The sequence below is a fragment of the Mesorhizobium sp. W016 genome (assembly GCF_054719485.1).
The window spans coordinates 3,445,657-3,461,790 of the sequence record NZ_JBTTIF010000002.1 but is presented as its reverse complement, the minus strand read 5'-3'; the positions used below and the strand labels follow the sequence as shown (position 1 = coordinate 3,461,790).

Sequence of the window (16,134 nt, the reverse complement as noted above, 5' to 3'; positions counted from 1 at the left end):
CGCCTCTGGCTACGCCGGTCCTGTCCATGTCCCGCAGATCGTGACCATTCAAGTGGAGGAGATCGAAGGCGACGAAGTACAGCTCATGCTGGCGGCGGATTATGGCCTTGTCGCAGCGCCTGATAGTCCGAAAGGCCGGCTTGGTTGAGAATGACTATTTCGCCGTCGATGATGGCATTCTCGACGCCAAGGCGTTTGCCGTCGGTCGGTAGCGGGAAGCCATCCACACCGAGCGCTGCGACGGACGAACTTTTCCATTTACGCGTCAGTTCAATAACAAATACTTGTTCAGAATCGGACGAGCCATCCTGGATGGGCAGTACCGAGGCTGGTTGAATGGCTAACTTGTCATGCCACCTTAGTCAGGCGAACCCTCCGGGGAACCTCCCATGAGATAGCCTCTGCTTCAGGTCGTTGGCATTCAGGATGGCTGCCAGCTCTTCGGCATACTCCATGTCGGGAAGGTCGATAGATGGGTGGCCCGCTACAATAGCCGGCAGCCCGGTGAACACGTCGAACACCGTCCACGTCCCATCTAGTTCCCGCCTTACCTCGTACCGCAGAGTTGCCATGAGGGGATCATATAAGTCCGCGTTAGGGGTAGGGAATATTTGGTCCACGGTGGCGCCGGGCTGCCTGAAAGCACCGAGATGGTCGTCGCTTAGTAACGCGCCCGCCCACCCGACATGTCGAATACCGCGCCGGTATTGAAGTTGCTGGCGTCCGAGCACAGCCAGGCCACCATGTGGGCAACTTCTTCGACCCGGCCGAGCCGGTTCATTGGACTATCGGCGATCATTGTCTCGACAGCTGCGACCCCGAGGTTTCGGATCATGTCCGTATCGATTGGCCCAGGAGCGACGCAGTTCACGCGTATGTTTGTATTGGCGACCTCACGCCCAAGCGCCTTTGTGAAGGCTACGATACCTGCGCTGGAGGCTGAATAGGCGGCAAGGTTGGCAAGTCCTTCCTTGCCCGCTAAAGAGCCCATATTGACAATGCGGCCAACACCCCCATTTTCGCATGTGGGGCAAGACCAACTGCGTCACTTGCATCGTGCCGATCAGATTGGTTTCGATGATGCTTCGCCAGTCTGCAGGTTCGTGTTGGTCAAACGGGTGAAGGGTTCCTAGATAACCGGCGTTGTTAACCAGAACGTCTATACGCTGGCCACGACCGACGATCATGTTGATCGCATGGGTTACCTGATCGCGGCTGGTAATATCGACCTTCGTAGACACCACACCCTTCAGTTCGATCTGATCTCGATCCCACACGTGCACTGCAGCACCCGACGCTACAAGGCGCTCTACGATTGCCTTGCCGATACTCTTTGCTCCGCCGGTTACGACGGCTGTCTTGCCAATGAGGTCATATGATACCGGCACAAAGCCCCCGTTCATGCGTGTTCACACGGGCTAAGTTTAACAGCATCGCATATTTTCGCCAGCGGCCAGACCGGTGTCACCAGGTCTTGGCAGCGCCGGAGCCAGCTATGACCTGGTCGGCAGCGAGCTCCAGATCGTACACCGACGATGTTGTTCTTTGTCCCGCTCTCCTGCGGCGACACGCCATTGCCCAGTTTGAAAGAACCAAAGAGACAATCAGGACAGGCCGGCGATATTTCCATGAGTGGCTTTCGCCATCAGTTAGCGCAGGCTAATATGTGTTCTTCGCGGTCAGAGAGCCGCCTGCATGTTGGGCAGAGATGCTTTAGCACCTAATACAATCGTGCCAGCCGCGATGCCTATCCCCATTTGCCTTGGCGTCTCCCCCGATGGGCTCTGGCTAGAAGCATTCCAAACCGATCAGGACATCCGCGCGTATTGGAGAGGCTATGCCCTTGCGGGCGTGGTGTGCGCCGTTTTGCTGATCATCGAGCTTGTGGCAATTCACCTGCTGCCCTGAGGTAGCAGCGCTGTGTTGATGGCGCTATCGCTGCAGCGGTCGGACGGCTCTAGTGCGCCTTCTCCGCCTCCATCGTTGAGCGGTCAATTTCAGCTCGAGCGGGCTGGACGAGGGAAGCTCGGGCGCATGACCGTGGTGCCTACATTCGTCGTGACCAGGCGCCCACCTCATATCGGCCGACCACCACGCTTCCGCTTGCATAAGCCTCGGCGCGAATTCGATCTTGCAGCGTTTCGGGACCGAGTTCTGAAGCTGCGATAACGCCCATCTGCTCCATGACCGGAGCCATGGTCGCTGCGAGATCGGAGATCAGATCAATGCCGCTCATACTGTCTGATCCACCTCCGGCGAGAGCACTTACCGCCATGCTAGGGGCCGGCAGCCCGGCTTTTACGAAGGTCGCATGGAGCTGCAGGCCCATGTTGGGGTTGGTCCCTACACGACGAAATGTCTCCACAATGCACCGAAAGCAGTTGTCGTACGTTGGGACGGAGGGAAACGAGGCAGCGCCAGTCCAGTCGACTTCGTGGAATACCATCACGCCCCCGGGACCAAGATGCCGCGCAACCCCTCTCAACATCTCGACCGGATCGGGCGCGAACATTAGGACGTATCGGCCAACAACAGCGTCGAACGCTATATCGAAAGTGAAGGTGGCAGGATCACACTGGTGGAAGATTACATTCTCCAAACCACGTTGCGCGGCTCTCGCCCGAGCAGCGTCAAGAGCCTCCGCCGACCTGTCAGAGCCGATAACAAGACCTGTGGGTCCGACAATATCAGCCGCGAGAAAGGCGACATCGCCAGCGCCGCTCCCCACGTCAAGGACATGCATTCCCGCTCGAAGGCCAGCTCGCCGCAGGTAATCCCGGGTCATCGGGTCAACCAATGCCGCCTGCGTCGCCAGCCTTCTCAGTTCTCTTTCCGAATGTCCCAACTCGTATTCGTGCTGACGTTCGCTTGTCATACTGGCGTGCCCCCGCACAACCGCTACTGCTTCGTGAATTGAAGAAAGGTTAGGGTGCGCGGATGAGGACATCAAGAGCGGAAGGCTTGTCCAACTCCTCCCTGGTTGGAAGATCAGCGTCGGGGCGCAGGAGAGTGCCGTGTGGGTCGCTTATCCTTCCCGCGCCTACCTGCCGCTGAAGACGCGGAAATTTATTGATTTCTTTAAAAAGCAGATAATCTCGGAGGGTTCGAACTCTTGATCCTCTACCACCTTCGAGGTCCTAACCATTCTCCGATCCCTTCATGGCTTCCCGGAAGCCCGGCGTTTGCGGGATGTGCGGCCGAAAGCTGGGGAGAGCGGACACAACGTTCCCGCCCGAACTGCTCTCCGAATGCCCATCTTTCTCCGAATGCCCATCTTTCTCCGAAGCTGGGGAGTACCTCCCAAAATCCCTAGATTCACAACAGCAATATCAATGCTTTACCGCCAGCCCTGCTCCGGTCAGTTCTGCGGTTCCCTATCTCTGATCAGCGGCGCAGGCCAATACGCAGTCGGGGTAGCCACTCCGGACATTCGCGCGCAGCGGCCAGCGCCCGATCGCTATCTTCTAATCGATGGACAGGTGGCCGCGTTCTGGGCATAGGCCTCGAAAGCGACCCCGGGATTAAAGGGGTGCCGACACTGTTCCGAAAACCGCCGGAACGTCTAATATGCCCAGATGCAGGGGACACGCATCGCTTTTGGTCCGTTCGTACTCGATCCCGACGTCGGGACGCTCCTGAAAGAGCAGATCCCGATCGTTGTTGGGCATCGTGGGCTGACGCTGCTTGCTGCGCTTACGGCCCGGCCCGGCGAGATCCTGACCAAGGCCGAACTGATGGACGCTGCCTGGCCGGGAACCGCCGTTGAGGAAGGCAACCTTACGGTCCAAATAGCGACACTGAGAAAGGCACTCGGTCCGGCTGACAACGGCGGCGAGTGGATCGCCACGGTGCCTCGCGTCGGCTACCGCTTCACCGGGACTGTCGAGCCGGTGGCGAGCGCATCCCGCAGACCGATACCAGGGTCCGGCAAGCCGTCGATTGCGGTCCTGCCTTTTGCCAATTTGAGCGGCGATCAGGACCAGCAGTATCTCAGCGATGGTATAACCGAGGACATAATTACGGAGCTGGCCAGGTTCCGCTCCCTCCTTGTCATCGCGCGGAATTCATCTTTTCAGTTTCGCTATCCGGCATTGGACATTGCCGAAGTCCATCGCAAACTCGGAGTTCGCTACCTCGTCGAAGGCAGCATACGAAAGCTCGGTGATCGCATTCGGATCACCACACAGTTGATTGACGCTTCCACCGGTACCCACCTGTGGGCCCAACGCTACGACAGGGCCCTCGACGACATCTTCGCATTGCAAGACGAGGTTGCGGCTCTCATCGCCTCGATGGTCGAAGGCCAGGCGGACGCCGATTCGACGAGCAGGACCAGACGCAAGCCTCCGGCCGATTGGGATGCATACGACTGCTACCTGCAGGGGCGCGCACAGTTCTACCGGTATGAACTGGACATGGCCGAGCCCCTGTTCGTCCGGTGTGTCGAGCTCGATGCGACGTTCGCTCAAGGCCACGCCTTCCTCGCGCAGGCGCTCGTCGGCAGATTTTGGTACGACAACGATCCGCGGACGCTACAGAACGCCTGGGACTCGGCACGAACGGCGCTCGCTCTCGACAGGAGCGATGGCGTCTGTCACCAGAGCATGGGCCTGGTGCTTACGCACATGCGCCAGCACAGCGACGCGGGAGTGCATTTCGAGCAAGCGCGCTCATTAAACCCGTTGGACGTGAACATAGCGGGGGACTACGCAAGCTGGCTCAACTACGGCGGCCGGGCCGAGAGCGCGCTGAACGTGCTTGAATCTGCGCTGCTGCGCGACCCGTTACCTCCAATATGGTTCTGGGAGGTGAAGGGCAGCTCCCTCTTTCTGCTAAGAAGGTACTCGGAGGCGGTCGGTTCGTATCAGAAGGCCGGCGACCAATTCTTCATTCATGCCTTTCTCGCAGCGGCGTACGCTCATTTGGGCGAGACGCAGAAGGCGCGTGCTGAAGTTCAGGAAGCACTGATAAGGAAACACGACCTGACTATCCGGCTGATTTCACGTCTCCCGTTCGCCCACCAAGTCGACCTCGAGCTTTTCACGTCAGGCTTCAGAAAGGCCGGTTTTCCCGCGTGAACGCACCTTCGGGAGCGCGCCGGTCAGGCCCGACAGCCGAATGCACCCCAACAGGTCATCGAACCCCCTTAACCGAGATCGAAGTCGAGGGGCGTCGGCACGCATCGGCTTCGGGGCTAGCATTCCGCGCGTCTCGTCTTCTGGACTCTTCGTTGAAACAGTCGCATCCTCTCTGCGGGGATGAGGGCGTGGACAAATACCGATACGACAATCGATCTGATCGCTGGCGAAAGCGAACCGGTGCCAAGCATAGCCGTGCGCACCGATGGGCGAATGTGCCGCGGCGCCTGATTTTGGTGACTGCGGTAGCGGCTGGCGCTCTGGTCGCGCAAACCGCCATCCAGCACAGCGAAAGTTTGCCAGAGATCAATGCATCGAATTGGTTCGGCTCGAAGCCGGCGCCGATCGCCGGTGTCGCGTCTGTGATCGACGGCGACACGATCGAGATCCACGGACAGCGCATCCGCTTCAACGGCATCGGCGCCCGAGAGTAAGCAATATTGCGAAGACGCTAAGGGCTTCGAATACGCCTGCGGGCGCCATGCTGCCCAAGCCTTGGACGAGTTCCTGGCTGCATTGCGTCCGTTGCATTGCAGCTTTGTTAACCGAGACCGGTACGGCCGGCTTGTTGGGGATTGCGATCGCGCCGACGGTCGCAACGTCCAGAGCTGGCTTGTCGAGCGGGGCTTGGCACTAGATTGGCCGCGCTACAGCCACGGAGCCTACGCAAGACAGCAGGCGAAGGCCCAGGCGGCGAAGGTCGGTCTGTGGGCTGGAGCGTTTCAGGCGCCATGGGATTGGCGCGCAGAGCATGCGAACGGCACCACCAGGCCGTCAGCAAAACAACCACTCGGTATCATGCGTAATGGGCAGGTGGCGCAGAGCTATTCTTGTCAGCCACGGCAACCTGTCCCCAGATCAGCTCATGCAACGAGGCGAACTGGTATTTGGCCAACTGCTCTTGGGGCGGCAAGCTCGACCGCGACAAGGACGGCATTCCTTGCGAGAGCCTTTGCTAAGTCCGCAGTGAGAGGGACATGGCATGATCGTCGTCGACTTTGCCCTTTTTGCCTCCACGGCGCAGACCAAGGGGAACTCTGTGGTCGCCCAGAGCCTTCCGCAAGGCTACTGGCGAAGGCAATCAATCGGTCACCGCCGCCAAGATACGCGGCGTCTGGCGCCGCAGCGACGAGTATAGGAGAATTCCGACCTTGGCCCGCTCAGCGTGCCTGAACTCCTGCGCAACTGAGGCAGAGCGATGTGCGGACGTTACACCAAATATCTGTCGTGGTCGGAAATCCACCGGCTCTACCGCCTGACTGCGCCGGCGGAGACGGGCCGCAACGACGAGCCCCGGTACAACATCGCGCCGACTCAGGATGTCCCATTCGTCACTGCCGGTGAGGATGGCACCACAGGCTCCGTGAAGGGCGCTGGTGGCTGGTCCCTTTCTGGGCAAAGGAAATGCCCAAGGCGGCTATGTTCAATGCGAGGATTGAGGGCATCGATGCAGCGCCCGCCTTCCGCGACGCGCCTACAAGTCCAAGCGCTGCCTGATCCCTGCCGATGGCTTCTACGAGTGGACGATATCGCCAGCCGACGGCAAGAAAGACCCTTGGCACATCTACCAGCCAGGCCACGCGCCTTTCTCGTTCGCCGGGCTTTGGGCTTACAATTCCAATCTCGACATAACCAGCTGCACCATCATCACAAAGCCTGCCGCAGAACCGATGAAGCAGTTGCATGATCGGCAGCCTCTCATTCTCGACCCGGCCTACTATGACGCCTGGCTGGACCCGGCGACGCCCAAGGACAGCCTCAAGGACATTCTCAGCCACGACATCGACGGTCAGCTGCAGTTCAATCGCGTTGGGCGTGAGGTGAACACCAGCGCCGTCAACAAGTTGCCCAACGACCATCCCGGCCTCGTTGGGCCGATCAACCCGCTGTGAGCAACGAACCGGGCCGGCTTGCCGAAGACATGACAGCGATTCCGCGCGGCCGAGAGCCGATCGAAAATCGCTTTGCGAGCATTCTGGCTGCGGCAAGCTCGGCGAGTTTGGCTTTTCGAGGCATAGACAGAAGTCACATTGGTTCTGTTGTTTGCGTCCCGGCGACGGCTATCGGTTTCTATAGGAGTTGACGTCCGACCATCTAGCGCCCCTGTTCGAGGCATGGCATCGAGAAGCTGTGAAACTCTTCAAAATGCCCCGGAAAGGTCCGGGCGAGATACCGCACCACTCTGGAATTATCCATCAACCGGTCGAAAAAGCGGTTGGCTGCGACAAGCTCCAGGCCCACCTGGCCATGACGTTCCGCGGCGCTGAGAACCGCAAGGCTTACCGCGCCGACATCGAGCACCATCGCGCCGCGCTGGTCTTCCGCCTGTGTGGTGATCGTTGAGAGATTAAAACCCTCGACCAGCAGGGCTTGCGGTGTCAGAGCGACGAGTAGTCTCGCGTAGGTGATCCTGACCCGGTCCATCGCCACCATCAGCCGGGCAATCTCCAATTGCCTGGCTGGCAGCACCTTCTGGAGCAACCCGAAGATTTTTGTTTTTACCGGCGCGTCCCGAAGCAGGTCGAGGACTTCAGGGCAAATTCCGTTAACGGCTTTCCGGTTCTCGCCTGTCTCGGAAGCGGGTTTTCCGGGAGAGCAGAACATTTGCGGCTCGCGGGTCGCGCCACGCAACCTATGTGCCAGTAGGCTTGGCATTGTCCTGAAGCCCTCGGACACCAGCGTGGCGCAGAATTGCTTGTCGCGCATCATCAGGTGGAGCGCCGCTACTATCCGGTCCAGGCTCTGTTCAGACTTTGCCGCTTGCGTTACGAAATCGCGCATGCGTTTGCATTCCGTATCGTAGGTCGCCAAAAATTCGTGTGAACGAAGCCTCTTCTTGGACCCTAATGCGCCAGCAACAATATTGCTCGCATGTCTGTCGCCACCGTTTTCCAACGCACGGTAGGCGGCGCCCTTGGCTAAGCGCTTGACTACCAAGCCACGCCTCCGACAGGCTCTCGCTCTGCCAACCTGATAATGGGGTCGAGCGTGGGAAAAATATAGCTGTCCAGCGGTATCCCATTGATGGCATGCAGTTCCGATTTACCCGCGATCTCGTGGGCAGGCGCAATCAAATAGTCCCGAATGGTCAGGTCGCCGGGATTCATACGGATCAGGACGAAAATGTCGGGTAGTGGCCGTTTATCGGCCTTGGAAAACCAGCGAGGATAGCCGAAGCCGGAAACCCTGCATCGGCCCATTGTAATCGCCACCGTGATCTCCTCGTTTATCCGCAGGAGGTCCATCGCCATGTCATGGGCAGCAACCCCGCCCTGCTTATCAATCGCGCCCACAAGATCCCGGATAATCTGCAGCCTCATTGATTCCAGGTGCCGGTTCACGCCGATGAAGCGGTAGTTCTTGGATGGCTCGTATCCGATCAGTTCATATGCTTTGACAATGGTTCCAAAACGCCACTGGTAGCGTTGGGCCGGCGGGCACCCGGGATCCGCGTCGATCATGGCCAACGACAAGGCGCCACGGCGAGCCAGAAGCGCCCTAAGGGCGGCCAGCATCTCGTCGTTGGTCATGTGGCGATAGATGGTCTTGAGCACGATCTGCGCCCGATCGAACAGTTTGCTGTCGACGATCGGCTCCAGGACGTTTTCCACCCGCACCCACTGTTCGGGGGGATTGCGGACTTGATGGCTTCTTAGCCGGGCCGAATGCTTGTTCCAGACGCTGTTGCCAATGTAATTTTCGTTGGTCAGCACCGAGTGCACGGATTCCCGCGTCCATGGTCGCCCCAAATCGCTGAGCACGCCGCGCTTGTTGAGCAGTCTTGCCATCTCCAGCTCTGTCTTGCGTGTTCTGACAAAGTGACTGAAGATCCACTTCACTGTCGCAATCTCGTCAGGCGGGCCGAGCACCAGAACTATTCTATCCGCCTGCTGGCTCTTGTATTCGTAGGATGAAAGGATGCCTTTTGAGCGGCCGTGTTGATCGACAAGCAAGCGCCGCAGGCCAAAGCCGGCCTTCCCGCCCTGCCGGAAGCCCAGCCGGATCAACCTCGCCTGGCCGATGAAGACTTTTTGCGAGAGCATTCTGCTCTGCTCGGCAGCCATGCTCCGTTTGATTGCTTTGAGGACGTCTGAGCCGATGCTGCCGTCATTTGCGAATTGCTCGGCGCAAAATTCGATACGCACGCCGGCCATCTGGCATCGGTATTCGTAGGCTGCGCTTTCATCAATGTTCTGAAAACGCCCCCAACGGCTTACATCATAGACCACAACCGTCTCAAAATCGGCTCGCCCACTTTCGACATCGGCCAACAGCTTCTGAAGACCGGGGCGCCCTCCAAGGTTTAAACCGCTGCGACCGAGGTCCTCGTAAGTGGCGACAATGTCGTAAGCCATGATATCGGCATAGTCGCGAATGGCATCCGCTTGGTTGTCGATCGAGTAGGTCTGGTGTTCCGTCGACATGCGCACGTACTGCGCGGCGCGAACTCTAGGCACAGTCTGGTTCCCGCCATCTATCTTTGGCACTTTCCCCACACTCTCGACCGTTGCCCAGGCAATGTCTGCCTGGGGCATGCCCAACCTACTAGGCAGCTTCCTACGGTCCCATTAGGAATACCTCGACAGTTTGTGTCGAATGGCTCGATGTCTGATCGAGCCTCGAAGCCGCTCCTTGGGGGAACCGACCCGTGCGTCACTATATCGGACTGATCCACAAGCAAGCGGACAGCGACTTCGGCGTATCCTTTCCCGATTTTCCGAACGTGGTCACCGCCGGCACCAGCCTGGACGACGCCCGCGCCCTGGCCGAAGAGGCCCTGGCCTTCCATCTCGAAGGCCTTGTCGAGGATGGCGAAGCCATTCCCGAGCCATCATCCCTGGAAGATGTCATGTCGAACAATGACAATCTCAGCCGGGTCGCCGTCCTGGTAGCACTCAAAGCCGAGACCACAAAGGTGGTGCGCGTCAACGTCACCATTCCCGAAGATGTCCTCGACCAGATAGATTGATATGAGGAACGCCATGGCTATAGCCGGTCCGGATTCCTGACCGCCGCCGCGAAAAAGGCGATGCGCGACGAGCCAGCCTAGCTGCTCCTCAACGGATTCAAACCGAGGCGCTACCGACCTGTTCGCGCAAGCCGTTTCCAGTTTGGCAACCATTGTCTTCAAGGCCCGAGAAACCACGTCTCATTTCGTGAGCGGGCGTGCCGCCGTTTGGCCGCATTGCGCCAGCAACTGGCAACCATTCGCCCCGATCCGCGTTTGGGGCTCCAAAGGAGTTCCAAGATGATGATCAGACAAACCATTGCCGCCGTGCTCATGACTGCAGCACTTGCAGGCTGCGCGACTCAGACCGAACAGCAGCAGAGGGCAACCACAGGCGCACTCATCGGCGGCGGTGTCGGCGCCCTCGCCGGCCAGGCACTGGGCGGCAACACCGAAAGCACGGTCGTGGGTGCCGCCGGCGGTGCCTTGCTCGGCGCTGTCATCGGCCAGTCGACCACGCCGCAGCGCCGCGGCGAACAGCTTTGCCGTTACCAGGACCGTCGCGGCCGAATCTACACGGCGCCTTGTGATGATCGCTATTACAACAACGACTATTGATCCAGCCTCCCTGGAAGTGCGGCTCTCTAACCTTTGCTGCCGCCATTCCAGGGACCCGGGATCCGTTCGGCGTTTCACAATATGAGACCCCGCTCGGTCCGACACCCTCTGCCTCATGAGCTTGCGCTTGGTGCTTGCAAGTATCCATTTCGCGGAAGCGACGTGAAGCGGTGGTTTTTGGCGCCAACAATCACATCGCATTGCGGCTGCTGAAAGTGCCGACAGCGACCACCTGAAGAACGGGGTGACGGTCACGCTGCCAAGCATCAAGGCGCCAAGCGCGCCTTGGCCAAGCGAACGGCTTGCGCTGCATGCACAAAATGTGGGATAATTTATTAGGTGGAGATTCTCGCTCACACCATCCAAAGGCCTCCTTCGGAGGCCTTTTTCATGTCATGGTGGCTGGCAACTGAGTGCCACAACGATTAGGTGGCAGTCCCTGCCTAGGCGAAGAGTAGCACTGCCGCCAAGGTCCTTCGACCGCTTTCACGTCGTAAGCTTGGAGAACAATCCCGATGCTCAACAGCATTGCGGGCTGGCTCGATGCTGCAACTGCAATTGCCATTGTTCGGCTCCTGATTGACCTCATGAACCTGTACCGCTCCGCTGCCGCCAAGAAGGCGTCGGACGGCAGGCGCGCGAGATCAAAGCCGATACGCAAGCGCCGTCCGCGTCGCCGCTGAACCGCGTCTTCCCAACCAACTCAAACTGTGACCGCGATGGTTTGGCCCACCAGCGCCCCGTGCACTCATCATATGGCGTCGACCGTATCCAGCTCGCGTGCCCTGCTCGGTGATGCGGTCGGCGCCGACGGGTAATGATGCGGGTGGCGTCGCGAAGGCAGCCAGCCGGCGCGCCGCGCGCCTAGTCGATTTCGTCGTTAGTGGCGTGTGTTGCAAGTCAAGCACTGTGAAGCACAGCATCCAGATCGGACCTGCTGCCGTGTCGAATGGAATAGGCGCGAGTGATTTCCGCACCAAAAAGAAAAATTTCCGCCGAGTAGTAAGCCCACAACAGGATGACGAGGAGCCCACCGGCGGCCCCATATGAGGCCGCGACGGCGCTGGAGCCTATATACCAACCGATAAGCGATTTGCCGAGGGTGAACAGGGCAGCGGTCACAATAGCGCCAATCCAGACATCCCGCCATTCCAGGGTTCGATCAGGCAAGACCTTGAAGATAGCGGCGAAAATGGCAGCGAGGAGGACAAAAGAAACGACCGCGTTGATAACGGCCAGGACAAGTGTCCCGAACGGCAACTGTGCGTTGATGAGGTTGCCTAGGGCCGTAATCGCCGCGCTCGCGACTAGAGAGACGAGCAACATGAAGCCAAGTGCGGTGACCAGTCCCAGACTTACCGCACGTGCGCGCACCAGGCGCGACAACGAACTGCCCTGCGCTTCGACCTTCCATATCATGTTCAAGGACTGCTGTATTTCGCCGAAGACCCCGGAAGCGCTCACAAGCAAGGTGATGATGCCAATCACCGCCGCCCAGGTGCCGCCGGATGGCTTTTCGGATGCGCTCTTCAGTGCGGTTTGCAGGATATTTGCGCTTTCTGTACCCATCATCCCTGTGATTTGAGCGGACAATGCCGCTTGGGCTGCCTCGTGACCGAATGCGAGACCCGCAATTGCAATCACGATGAGCAGAATTGGCGCCAACGATGTTGTGGCATAAAAAGCGATTGCCGCGCCATGGCTGAGAGCATTGTCGTTGACGAACCCAACGACGGCTTCTCGCACCATTGCCCATGCATTTGTGATCCCGCGATGCATTTTTCGCCCCAGTCGAATTGGCGTTCACTAGCAATGCACCAGCACATGTGATGTTCCGGTTGCGGGCTACTAACGCCCTCAGGGGGAGCAGGCAACGTCAGTGGTTATGCGCCGCGCTTGGCGCCCTACTCCGCCGGGGTCTTCTCGAGCACCGGCGCAATTTTCCGGCCAAAGCGCTGGACAACGAAGCGGCCCGCCTTCTGGCCGGGGACCTCGATCAGAGTGTAGGTGATCCAGGACAGCAACGTCACCGTCGGCAGCACAACGGCAACGACGATGGCGAAGCGCAGCGGCGCCGACAGTTCGTGGCCGAACTCACTGATGACGAACGCCGCGACGGGCTGCAGCACCAGCAGATGGATCAGGTAGATGCTGAAGGAAAGCTCGCCCATCAGGTGGAAGAACCGGTTGCTGAGCGTCACGGCGATCGCTCGCGCCAACATTCCCGCCCTTCCAGGCAGCATGCGGTAGAGAACCAGCGCAAAGAAGCCCGCCACAAGCGCTTCACGCACCAGAAGCTTGCCCAGCCCCTGGTCGCCGCCAAAGGGCAGCGCCGCCAAAAGCATGGCCAATGCCAGATAGAGGAACGGCCTCGGTCGGCTCTGATGCACGACTCCGGCCAGCAGCATCCCGCACAGGAATATCTGTATCTTCAGCGGCAGAAAGGACGGCATCGGAAAATGGATAGACAACAGCCGCATCGCAAACACGATGACGCAGCCGGCCGCCGCGACCACAAGGGCGCTCCTGATCCAGTCCAGCCTGCGCACCAGCAGCATGACGGCCGGGAACACGGCATAGAACTGCATCTCCAGCCCCAGGCTCCAGTCAGGCAGCGGCGTGCGATAGGCGAGGTTCGGCACCAGCCCAAACAGGAACGTGAGATGAGCGACGATGTTCTTCAGGCTGCCGTCGAGGTAGCGTTCCGGCGCCTGGTGCGATCTGGAGAGGAAATCGTCGATGATGATCCTGCAATCGTAGAGATAGGGGCCAAGCGCCAGCGCCAGGAAAAGCATGACATAGAACAGCGGCGCGATCCTGAAATAGCGGCGCGTCCAGAATTTGAGCCAGGTTTCCGATCTTTGCCAAGGCTCCTTTTCCTGGCGCAGCTGATAGTGGAACACCATCAGGAAGCCGGACAGCATGATGAACAGGTCGACGCCGAGATCCGGCTCGCCGACGATCGGAATTTGCCAGCCGGTCAAAAGCAGGCAGTGCCCGACCAGCACCCAGATCGCCGCAAGCGCGCGAAGCCCGTCCAGGCATTCGATGCGCGAAGACTTGATGATGCTGGTTTCGTAGCTAGCCATGTTGCACTGCAGCATGGCGCCTGAGGAGCGATTGTCAACCCGGTGAGAGATGACGAATTACGGCTACCATGGCGGATGCCGAATTGTGCCGATCTCCTCGCCAGACAATAGGCTGAACGGACAGGCACCTTTTCAGGAAACCGTCAGCGCGCCCCGAACGACCGAAATCAGGCGCATTGCTGACCGGCAGCCTTGGGGCCGCAAGCGGACTGGCAGCTTTTCAGCAGCGGAGGTCCCAATCGGTGCAACCTGAAGGTAACTAACGAGGCAGGGAAGGATGCCGTACGCCTGTACTCCTGTCCCCAACCAAACCTACTTCATTGGGAGTCCCGCTACTACCAGGTCGGCCACCTGTCGATCAATCACTGCAGGATTGATATGGAACGTCATATCGCGCCACCGCGTGGCCTTAAGCCACGGCTGCATGGCAAGCGCCTTGAGGACTTCACTGCGTGCGTCGTCGATTTTTCCAAGATGGACATCGTCGATGGCACGTAGCAGCGGAACAGTGATCAGGAAATCTGACACCCTCGTAATCAGGGCCGCAGATTCGGCGTACTTTTCGATGTCCGTCAAGGCATTCGCCTTCATCATCATATAATAATCGGCGAAGTTTGGATCGTTCCTGAGCCCGTATTCTGCTCGCTCAATGGCCTTGTCTGTCAAGCCGCTGAAGCGGGCTGCTGATGAAAGGTCGCCGATGAGAAACGCGTCTCCCGGCGAAAGCGCAATCACCTCGTCGGCCCTGCGCAGAGAAAGATCGAAGTTGCCCTCATGAGCGCTGACGTAGACGTTTGACCACAAGCAGCTTTTTCTTGCGTCGGGTCCGAGGTTGGCCCGCGGAAGAACCTTTGCCTCCAGTTCGGACGCCATGCGCCAATGTTCGTCAGGCTTCTCGTCAAAGGCCAGGTTGGCCGCCAAGAGGTGATCCCAAGCCAGTCCGCACGACAACAGCGACGAGTCGGGAAACTTGGCCAGGCCCTCAAGAATTATGTCCGTCGCCTTCACCAGGCTCTCGGGCGTGAACTGCCCGAAGAAGAAATTGGATCGAAGGAAGAAGTCGTACTCTTCGAGATCCGGTGTGTCCTTTTCCCAGACCTTCTTGTATTCGCTGTCGTACATTTTTCCGCGCTGGCCACCGAGCGTGCCAATGATGTGTTCGATCACCTCGTCCTGAATCACAAGGGGATTGCTTCCAGAGCGATCGAACTTTTCCGCCCAGAGATTTTCGCCTGTGCGCGCGTTGATCAGCTGCGCGGTGATGCGCACCCGGTCCGTCTCCTTCCAGATGCCACCCTCGATCACGTAGGCCGCGTTCAACTCTTGACCGATCTGGCGGACATCGGTTGGCTTATCCTTGTAGACAAAGGTAGAGCTACGCGAGAGCACCTTAAGTTCGGTGACGCCTGCCAGCATCGAGATCAAATTGTCTGTCATGCCGTCGCTGAAATACTCCAGCTTCGGGTCGCCGCTCATGTTTTTGAACGGCAAAACCGCCACGGTCGGGATGCCACCTTGGCCCGTCTCGCGCTTTGTTCCATAGAACTGCCACCACGCCAGGACCGCCGTGACTGCTAAGGCCAGCACCAGGAAGCTCGCCACGACTAGCAGCCGCGACCGGCTGCGGCTTGCGCACCTGGGCTTGGCCTTGCCGCCGACCGTAACACGGTATGCCTCCACCGGCTCCGCGATGTTCTTGACCTTCTGCAGGCCCATCGACTGAAAGCCGAAAGCCAGCTTCTTCTCAACCTCGCGCGCGACCTTTGCAGAGACCCAGATGCCGCCAGGTTCGGCAAGTTGTTCTAGTCGTGCCGCGATATTTACGCCCTCGCCAAACCGATCGTCGCCCTCGACAATCACCTCGCCAAGATTGACGCCGATGCGCACTTCCACGCGCTGCTCTTTGGGCAACGAGGCGTTTCGCTCGGCCAGCCCATGTTGCAACGAAACCGCGCATTCCATCGCCTCGACGACCGACGAAAACTCCGCCAGCAGCCCATCGCCCATCAGCTTGAAGATCGTGCCATGATGACGCGCTACTGTCGGCTCGAAAAGTTCCTTATGACCGGCGCGCACCCGTTGATACGTACCCGCCTCGTCGCGCTCCATCATGGCAGAATAGCCGACAACGTCAGCAGCAAGGATGGCGGCGAGCTTGCGGTGCATTTCGGAGCACTCTGTCGGCAGCCAACCTCGGAGGCGAGGTGGCAAACCCTCCCAGTTCCGATCAGTTTCGCCTATTAGTACCTTACCCGCAAGCGGCTGTCGGTTGTGGACTTGATTGGGCCGTAGGGCGGAAGCGGTGGCTAAAACGTGACGGCGATGTTCGAAGCTCTCGCGG

General features: G+C 59.1%; 16 protein-coding genes and 3 pseudogenes. 10 read left to right on the top strand and 9 right to left on the bottom strand.

All coding sequences use genetic code 11. The features are described 5' to 3' along the window. Positions 1–362: 362 nt before the first annotated feature. The 4 genes from ACYG9V_RS17190 to ACYG9V_RS17175 all read right to left on the bottom strand — a co-directional run bounded on the left by ACYG9V_RS17190 (position 363) and on the right by ACYG9V_RS17175 (position 2,875). Positions 363–572, bottom strand: a complete 210-nt coding sequence (locus ACYG9V_RS17190) for a hypothetical protein (protein WP_023713668.1) — start codon at positions 570–572, stop codon at positions 363–365. Positions 573–661: 89 nt separating this feature from the next. Next, the gene (locus ACYG9V_RS17185; protein ID WP_352765992.1) at positions 662–991 is read right to left on the bottom strand and encodes an SDR family oxidoreductase; all 330 of its coding nucleotides are present in this window, start codon (positions 989–991) and stop codon (positions 662–664) included. Next, positions 894–1,403 (bottom strand): SDR family NAD(P)-dependent oxidoreductase, encoded by a 510-nt coding sequence (locus ACYG9V_RS17180; RefSeq protein WP_460221983.1) that lies wholly within the window; start codon positions 1,401–1,403, stop codon positions 894–896. The genes ACYG9V_RS17185 and ACYG9V_RS17180 overlap by 98 nt, the downstream gene beginning before the upstream one ends. 644 nt (positions 1,404–2,047) lie before the next feature. Beyond that, the gene (locus ACYG9V_RS17175; protein ID WP_023713670.1) at positions 2,048–2,875 is read right to left on the bottom strand and encodes a methyltransferase domain-containing protein; all 828 of its coding nucleotides are present in this window, start codon (positions 2,873–2,875) and stop codon (positions 2,048–2,050) included. A 700-nt stretch (positions 2,876–3,575) separates the two neighbouring features. Between ACYG9V_RS17175 and ACYG9V_RS17170 the strand changes: the two genes are divergently transcribed. The 7 genes and pseudogenes from ACYG9V_RS17170 to ACYG9V_RS17140 all read left to right on the top strand — a co-directional run bounded on the left by ACYG9V_RS17170 (position 3,576) and on the right by ACYG9V_RS17140 (position 7,030). Beyond that, positions 3,576–5,078, top strand: a complete 1,503-nt coding sequence (locus ACYG9V_RS17170; protein ID WP_352766009.1) for a winged helix-turn-helix domain-containing tetratricopeptide repeat protein — start codon at positions 3,576–3,578, stop codon at positions 5,076–5,078. A 188-nt stretch (positions 5,079–5,266) separates the two neighbouring features. Further along, on the top strand, positions 5,267–5,572 hold the full coding sequence (locus ACYG9V_RS17165; protein ID WP_352766011.1) for a hypothetical protein: 306 nt from the start codon (positions 5,267–5,269) through the stop codon (positions 5,570–5,572). Positions 5,573–5,621: 49 nt separating this feature from the next. After that, positions 5,622–5,792 (top strand): annotated as a pseudogene (locus ACYG9V_RS17160) (thermonuclease family protein); the annotation flags it as partial. Between the two features lie 176 nt (positions 5,793–5,968). Continuing rightward, entirely contained in the window at positions 5,969–6,097 is a 129-nt protein-coding gene (locus tag ACYG9V_RS17155) for an excalibur calcium-binding domain-containing protein (protein ID WP_352766013.1), read from the top strand. A 239-nt stretch (positions 6,098–6,336) separates the two neighbouring features. Beyond that, a pseudogene (locus ACYG9V_RS17150) lies at positions 6,337–6,426 on the top strand (SOS response-associated peptidase); the annotation flags it as partial. Between the two features lie 116 nt (positions 6,427–6,542). Then, positions 6,543–6,635, top strand: a complete 93-nt coding sequence (locus tag ACYG9V_RS17145; protein WP_348524298.1) for a hypothetical protein — start codon at positions 6,543–6,545, stop codon at positions 6,633–6,635. Next, complete coding sequence (locus ACYG9V_RS17140; RefSeq protein ID WP_460222069.1) at positions 6,632–7,030, top strand: SOS response-associated peptidase; 399 nt, start codon at positions 6,632–6,634, stop codon at positions 7,028–7,030. Before ACYG9V_RS17145 ends, ACYG9V_RS17140 begins: the two co-directional genes overlap by 4 nt. A 202-nt stretch (positions 7,031–7,232) precedes the next feature. On the opposite strand, the gene ACYG9V_RS17135 is transcribed toward ACYG9V_RS17140, so the two are convergent. Next, a complete protein-coding gene (locus ACYG9V_RS17135; RefSeq protein ID WP_352765971.1) occupies positions 7,233–8,075 on the bottom strand; it encodes a plasmid partitioning protein RepB C-terminal domain-containing protein in 843 nt (280 codons plus the stop codon). Then, positions 8,069–9,673: a recombinase family protein gene (locus ACYG9V_RS17130; RefSeq protein ID WP_081726980.1), complete on the bottom strand. Its 1,605-nt coding sequence runs from the start codon at positions 9,671–9,673 to the stop codon at positions 8,069–8,071. Before ACYG9V_RS17130 ends, ACYG9V_RS17135 begins: the two co-directional genes overlap by 7 nt. Before the next feature lie 113 nt (positions 9,674–9,786). Between ACYG9V_RS17130 and ACYG9V_RS17125 the strand changes: the two are divergent. The 3 genes and pseudogenes from ACYG9V_RS17125 to ACYG9V_RS17115 form a co-directional block, all read left to right on the top strand. Then, a pseudogene (locus ACYG9V_RS17125) lies at positions 9,787–10,104 on the top strand (type II toxin-antitoxin system HicB family antitoxin); the annotation flags it as partial. Between the two features lie 282 nt (positions 10,105–10,386). Continuing rightward, entirely contained in the window at positions 10,387–10,704 is a 318-nt protein-coding gene (locus ACYG9V_RS17120) for a YMGG-like glycine zipper-containing protein (RefSeq protein WP_023708438.1), read from the top strand. 515 nt (positions 10,705–11,219) lie between these two features. Further along, the gene (locus ACYG9V_RS17115; protein WP_023713678.1) at positions 11,220–11,387 is read left to right on the top strand and encodes a hypothetical protein; all 168 of its coding nucleotides are present in this window, start codon (positions 11,220–11,222) and stop codon (positions 11,385–11,387) included. 217 nt (positions 11,388–11,604) lie between these two features. On the opposite strand, the gene ACYG9V_RS17110 is transcribed toward ACYG9V_RS17115, so the two are convergent. The 3 genes from ACYG9V_RS17110 to ACYG9V_RS17100 all read right to left on the bottom strand — a co-directional run bounded on the left by ACYG9V_RS17110 (position 11,605) and on the right by ACYG9V_RS17100 (position 15,959). Beyond that, a complete protein-coding gene (locus tag ACYG9V_RS17110) occupies positions 11,605–12,483 on the bottom strand; it encodes a YihY/virulence factor BrkB family protein (RefSeq protein WP_023713679.1) in 879 nt (292 codons plus the stop codon). A 125-nt stretch (positions 12,484–12,608) separates the two neighbouring features. Beyond that, a complete protein-coding gene (locus tag ACYG9V_RS17105) occupies positions 12,609–13,793 on the bottom strand; it encodes an acyltransferase family protein (RefSeq protein ID WP_352639669.1) in 1,185 nt (394 codons plus the stop codon). 312 nt (positions 13,794–14,105) lie between these two features. Next, entirely contained in the window at positions 14,106–15,959 is a 1,854-nt protein-coding gene (locus tag ACYG9V_RS17100) for an adenylate/guanylate cyclase domain-containing protein (protein WP_023723948.1), read from the bottom strand. Between the last annotated feature and the right edge of the window lie 175 nt (positions 15,960–16,134).

Coding starts and splice junctions, on each gene's coding strand:
- ACYG9V_RS17190 (WP_023713668.1), bottom strand. CDS start 572: ATGGCAACTCTGCGGTACGAGGTAAGGCGGGAACTAGATGGGACGTGG.
- ACYG9V_RS17185 (WP_352765992.1), bottom strand. CDS start 991: ATGGGCTCTTTAGCGGGCAAGGAAGGACTTGCCAACCTTGCCGCCTAT.
- ACYG9V_RS17180 (WP_460221983.1), bottom strand. CDS start 1,403: ATGAACGGGGGCTTTGTGCCGGTATCATATGACCTCATTGGCAAGACA.
- ACYG9V_RS17175 (WP_023713670.1), bottom strand. CDS start 2,875: ATGACAAGCGAACGTCAGCACGAATACGAGTTGGGACATTCGGAAAGA.
- ACYG9V_RS17170 (WP_352766009.1), top strand. CDS start 3,576: ATGCAGGGGACACGCATCGCTTTTGGTCCGTTCGTACTCGATCCCGAC.
- ACYG9V_RS17145 (WP_348524298.1), top strand. CDS start 6,543: ATGCCCAAGGCGGCTATGTTCAATGCGAGGATTGAGGGCATCGATGCA.
- ACYG9V_RS17130 (WP_081726980.1), bottom strand. CDS start 9,673: ATGCCCCAGGCAGACATTGCCTGGGCAACGGTCGAGAGTGTGGGGAAA.
- ACYG9V_RS17120 (WP_023708438.1), top strand. CDS start 10,387: ATGATGATCAGACAAACCATTGCCGCCGTGCTCATGACTGCAGCACTT.
- ACYG9V_RS17115 (WP_023713678.1), top strand. CDS start 11,220: ATGCTCAACAGCATTGCGGGCTGGCTCGATGCTGCAACTGCAATTGCC.
- ACYG9V_RS17110 (WP_023713679.1), bottom strand. CDS start 12,483: ATGCATCGCGGGATCACAAATGCATGGGCAATGGTGCGAGAAGCCGTC.
- ACYG9V_RS17105 (WP_352639669.1), bottom strand. CDS start 13,793: ATGGCTAGCTACGAAACCAGCATCATCAAGTCTTCGCGCATCGAATGC.
- ACYG9V_RS17100 (WP_023723948.1), bottom strand. CDS start 15,959: ATGCACCGCAAGCTCGCCGCCATCCTTGCTGCTGACGTTGTCGGCTAT.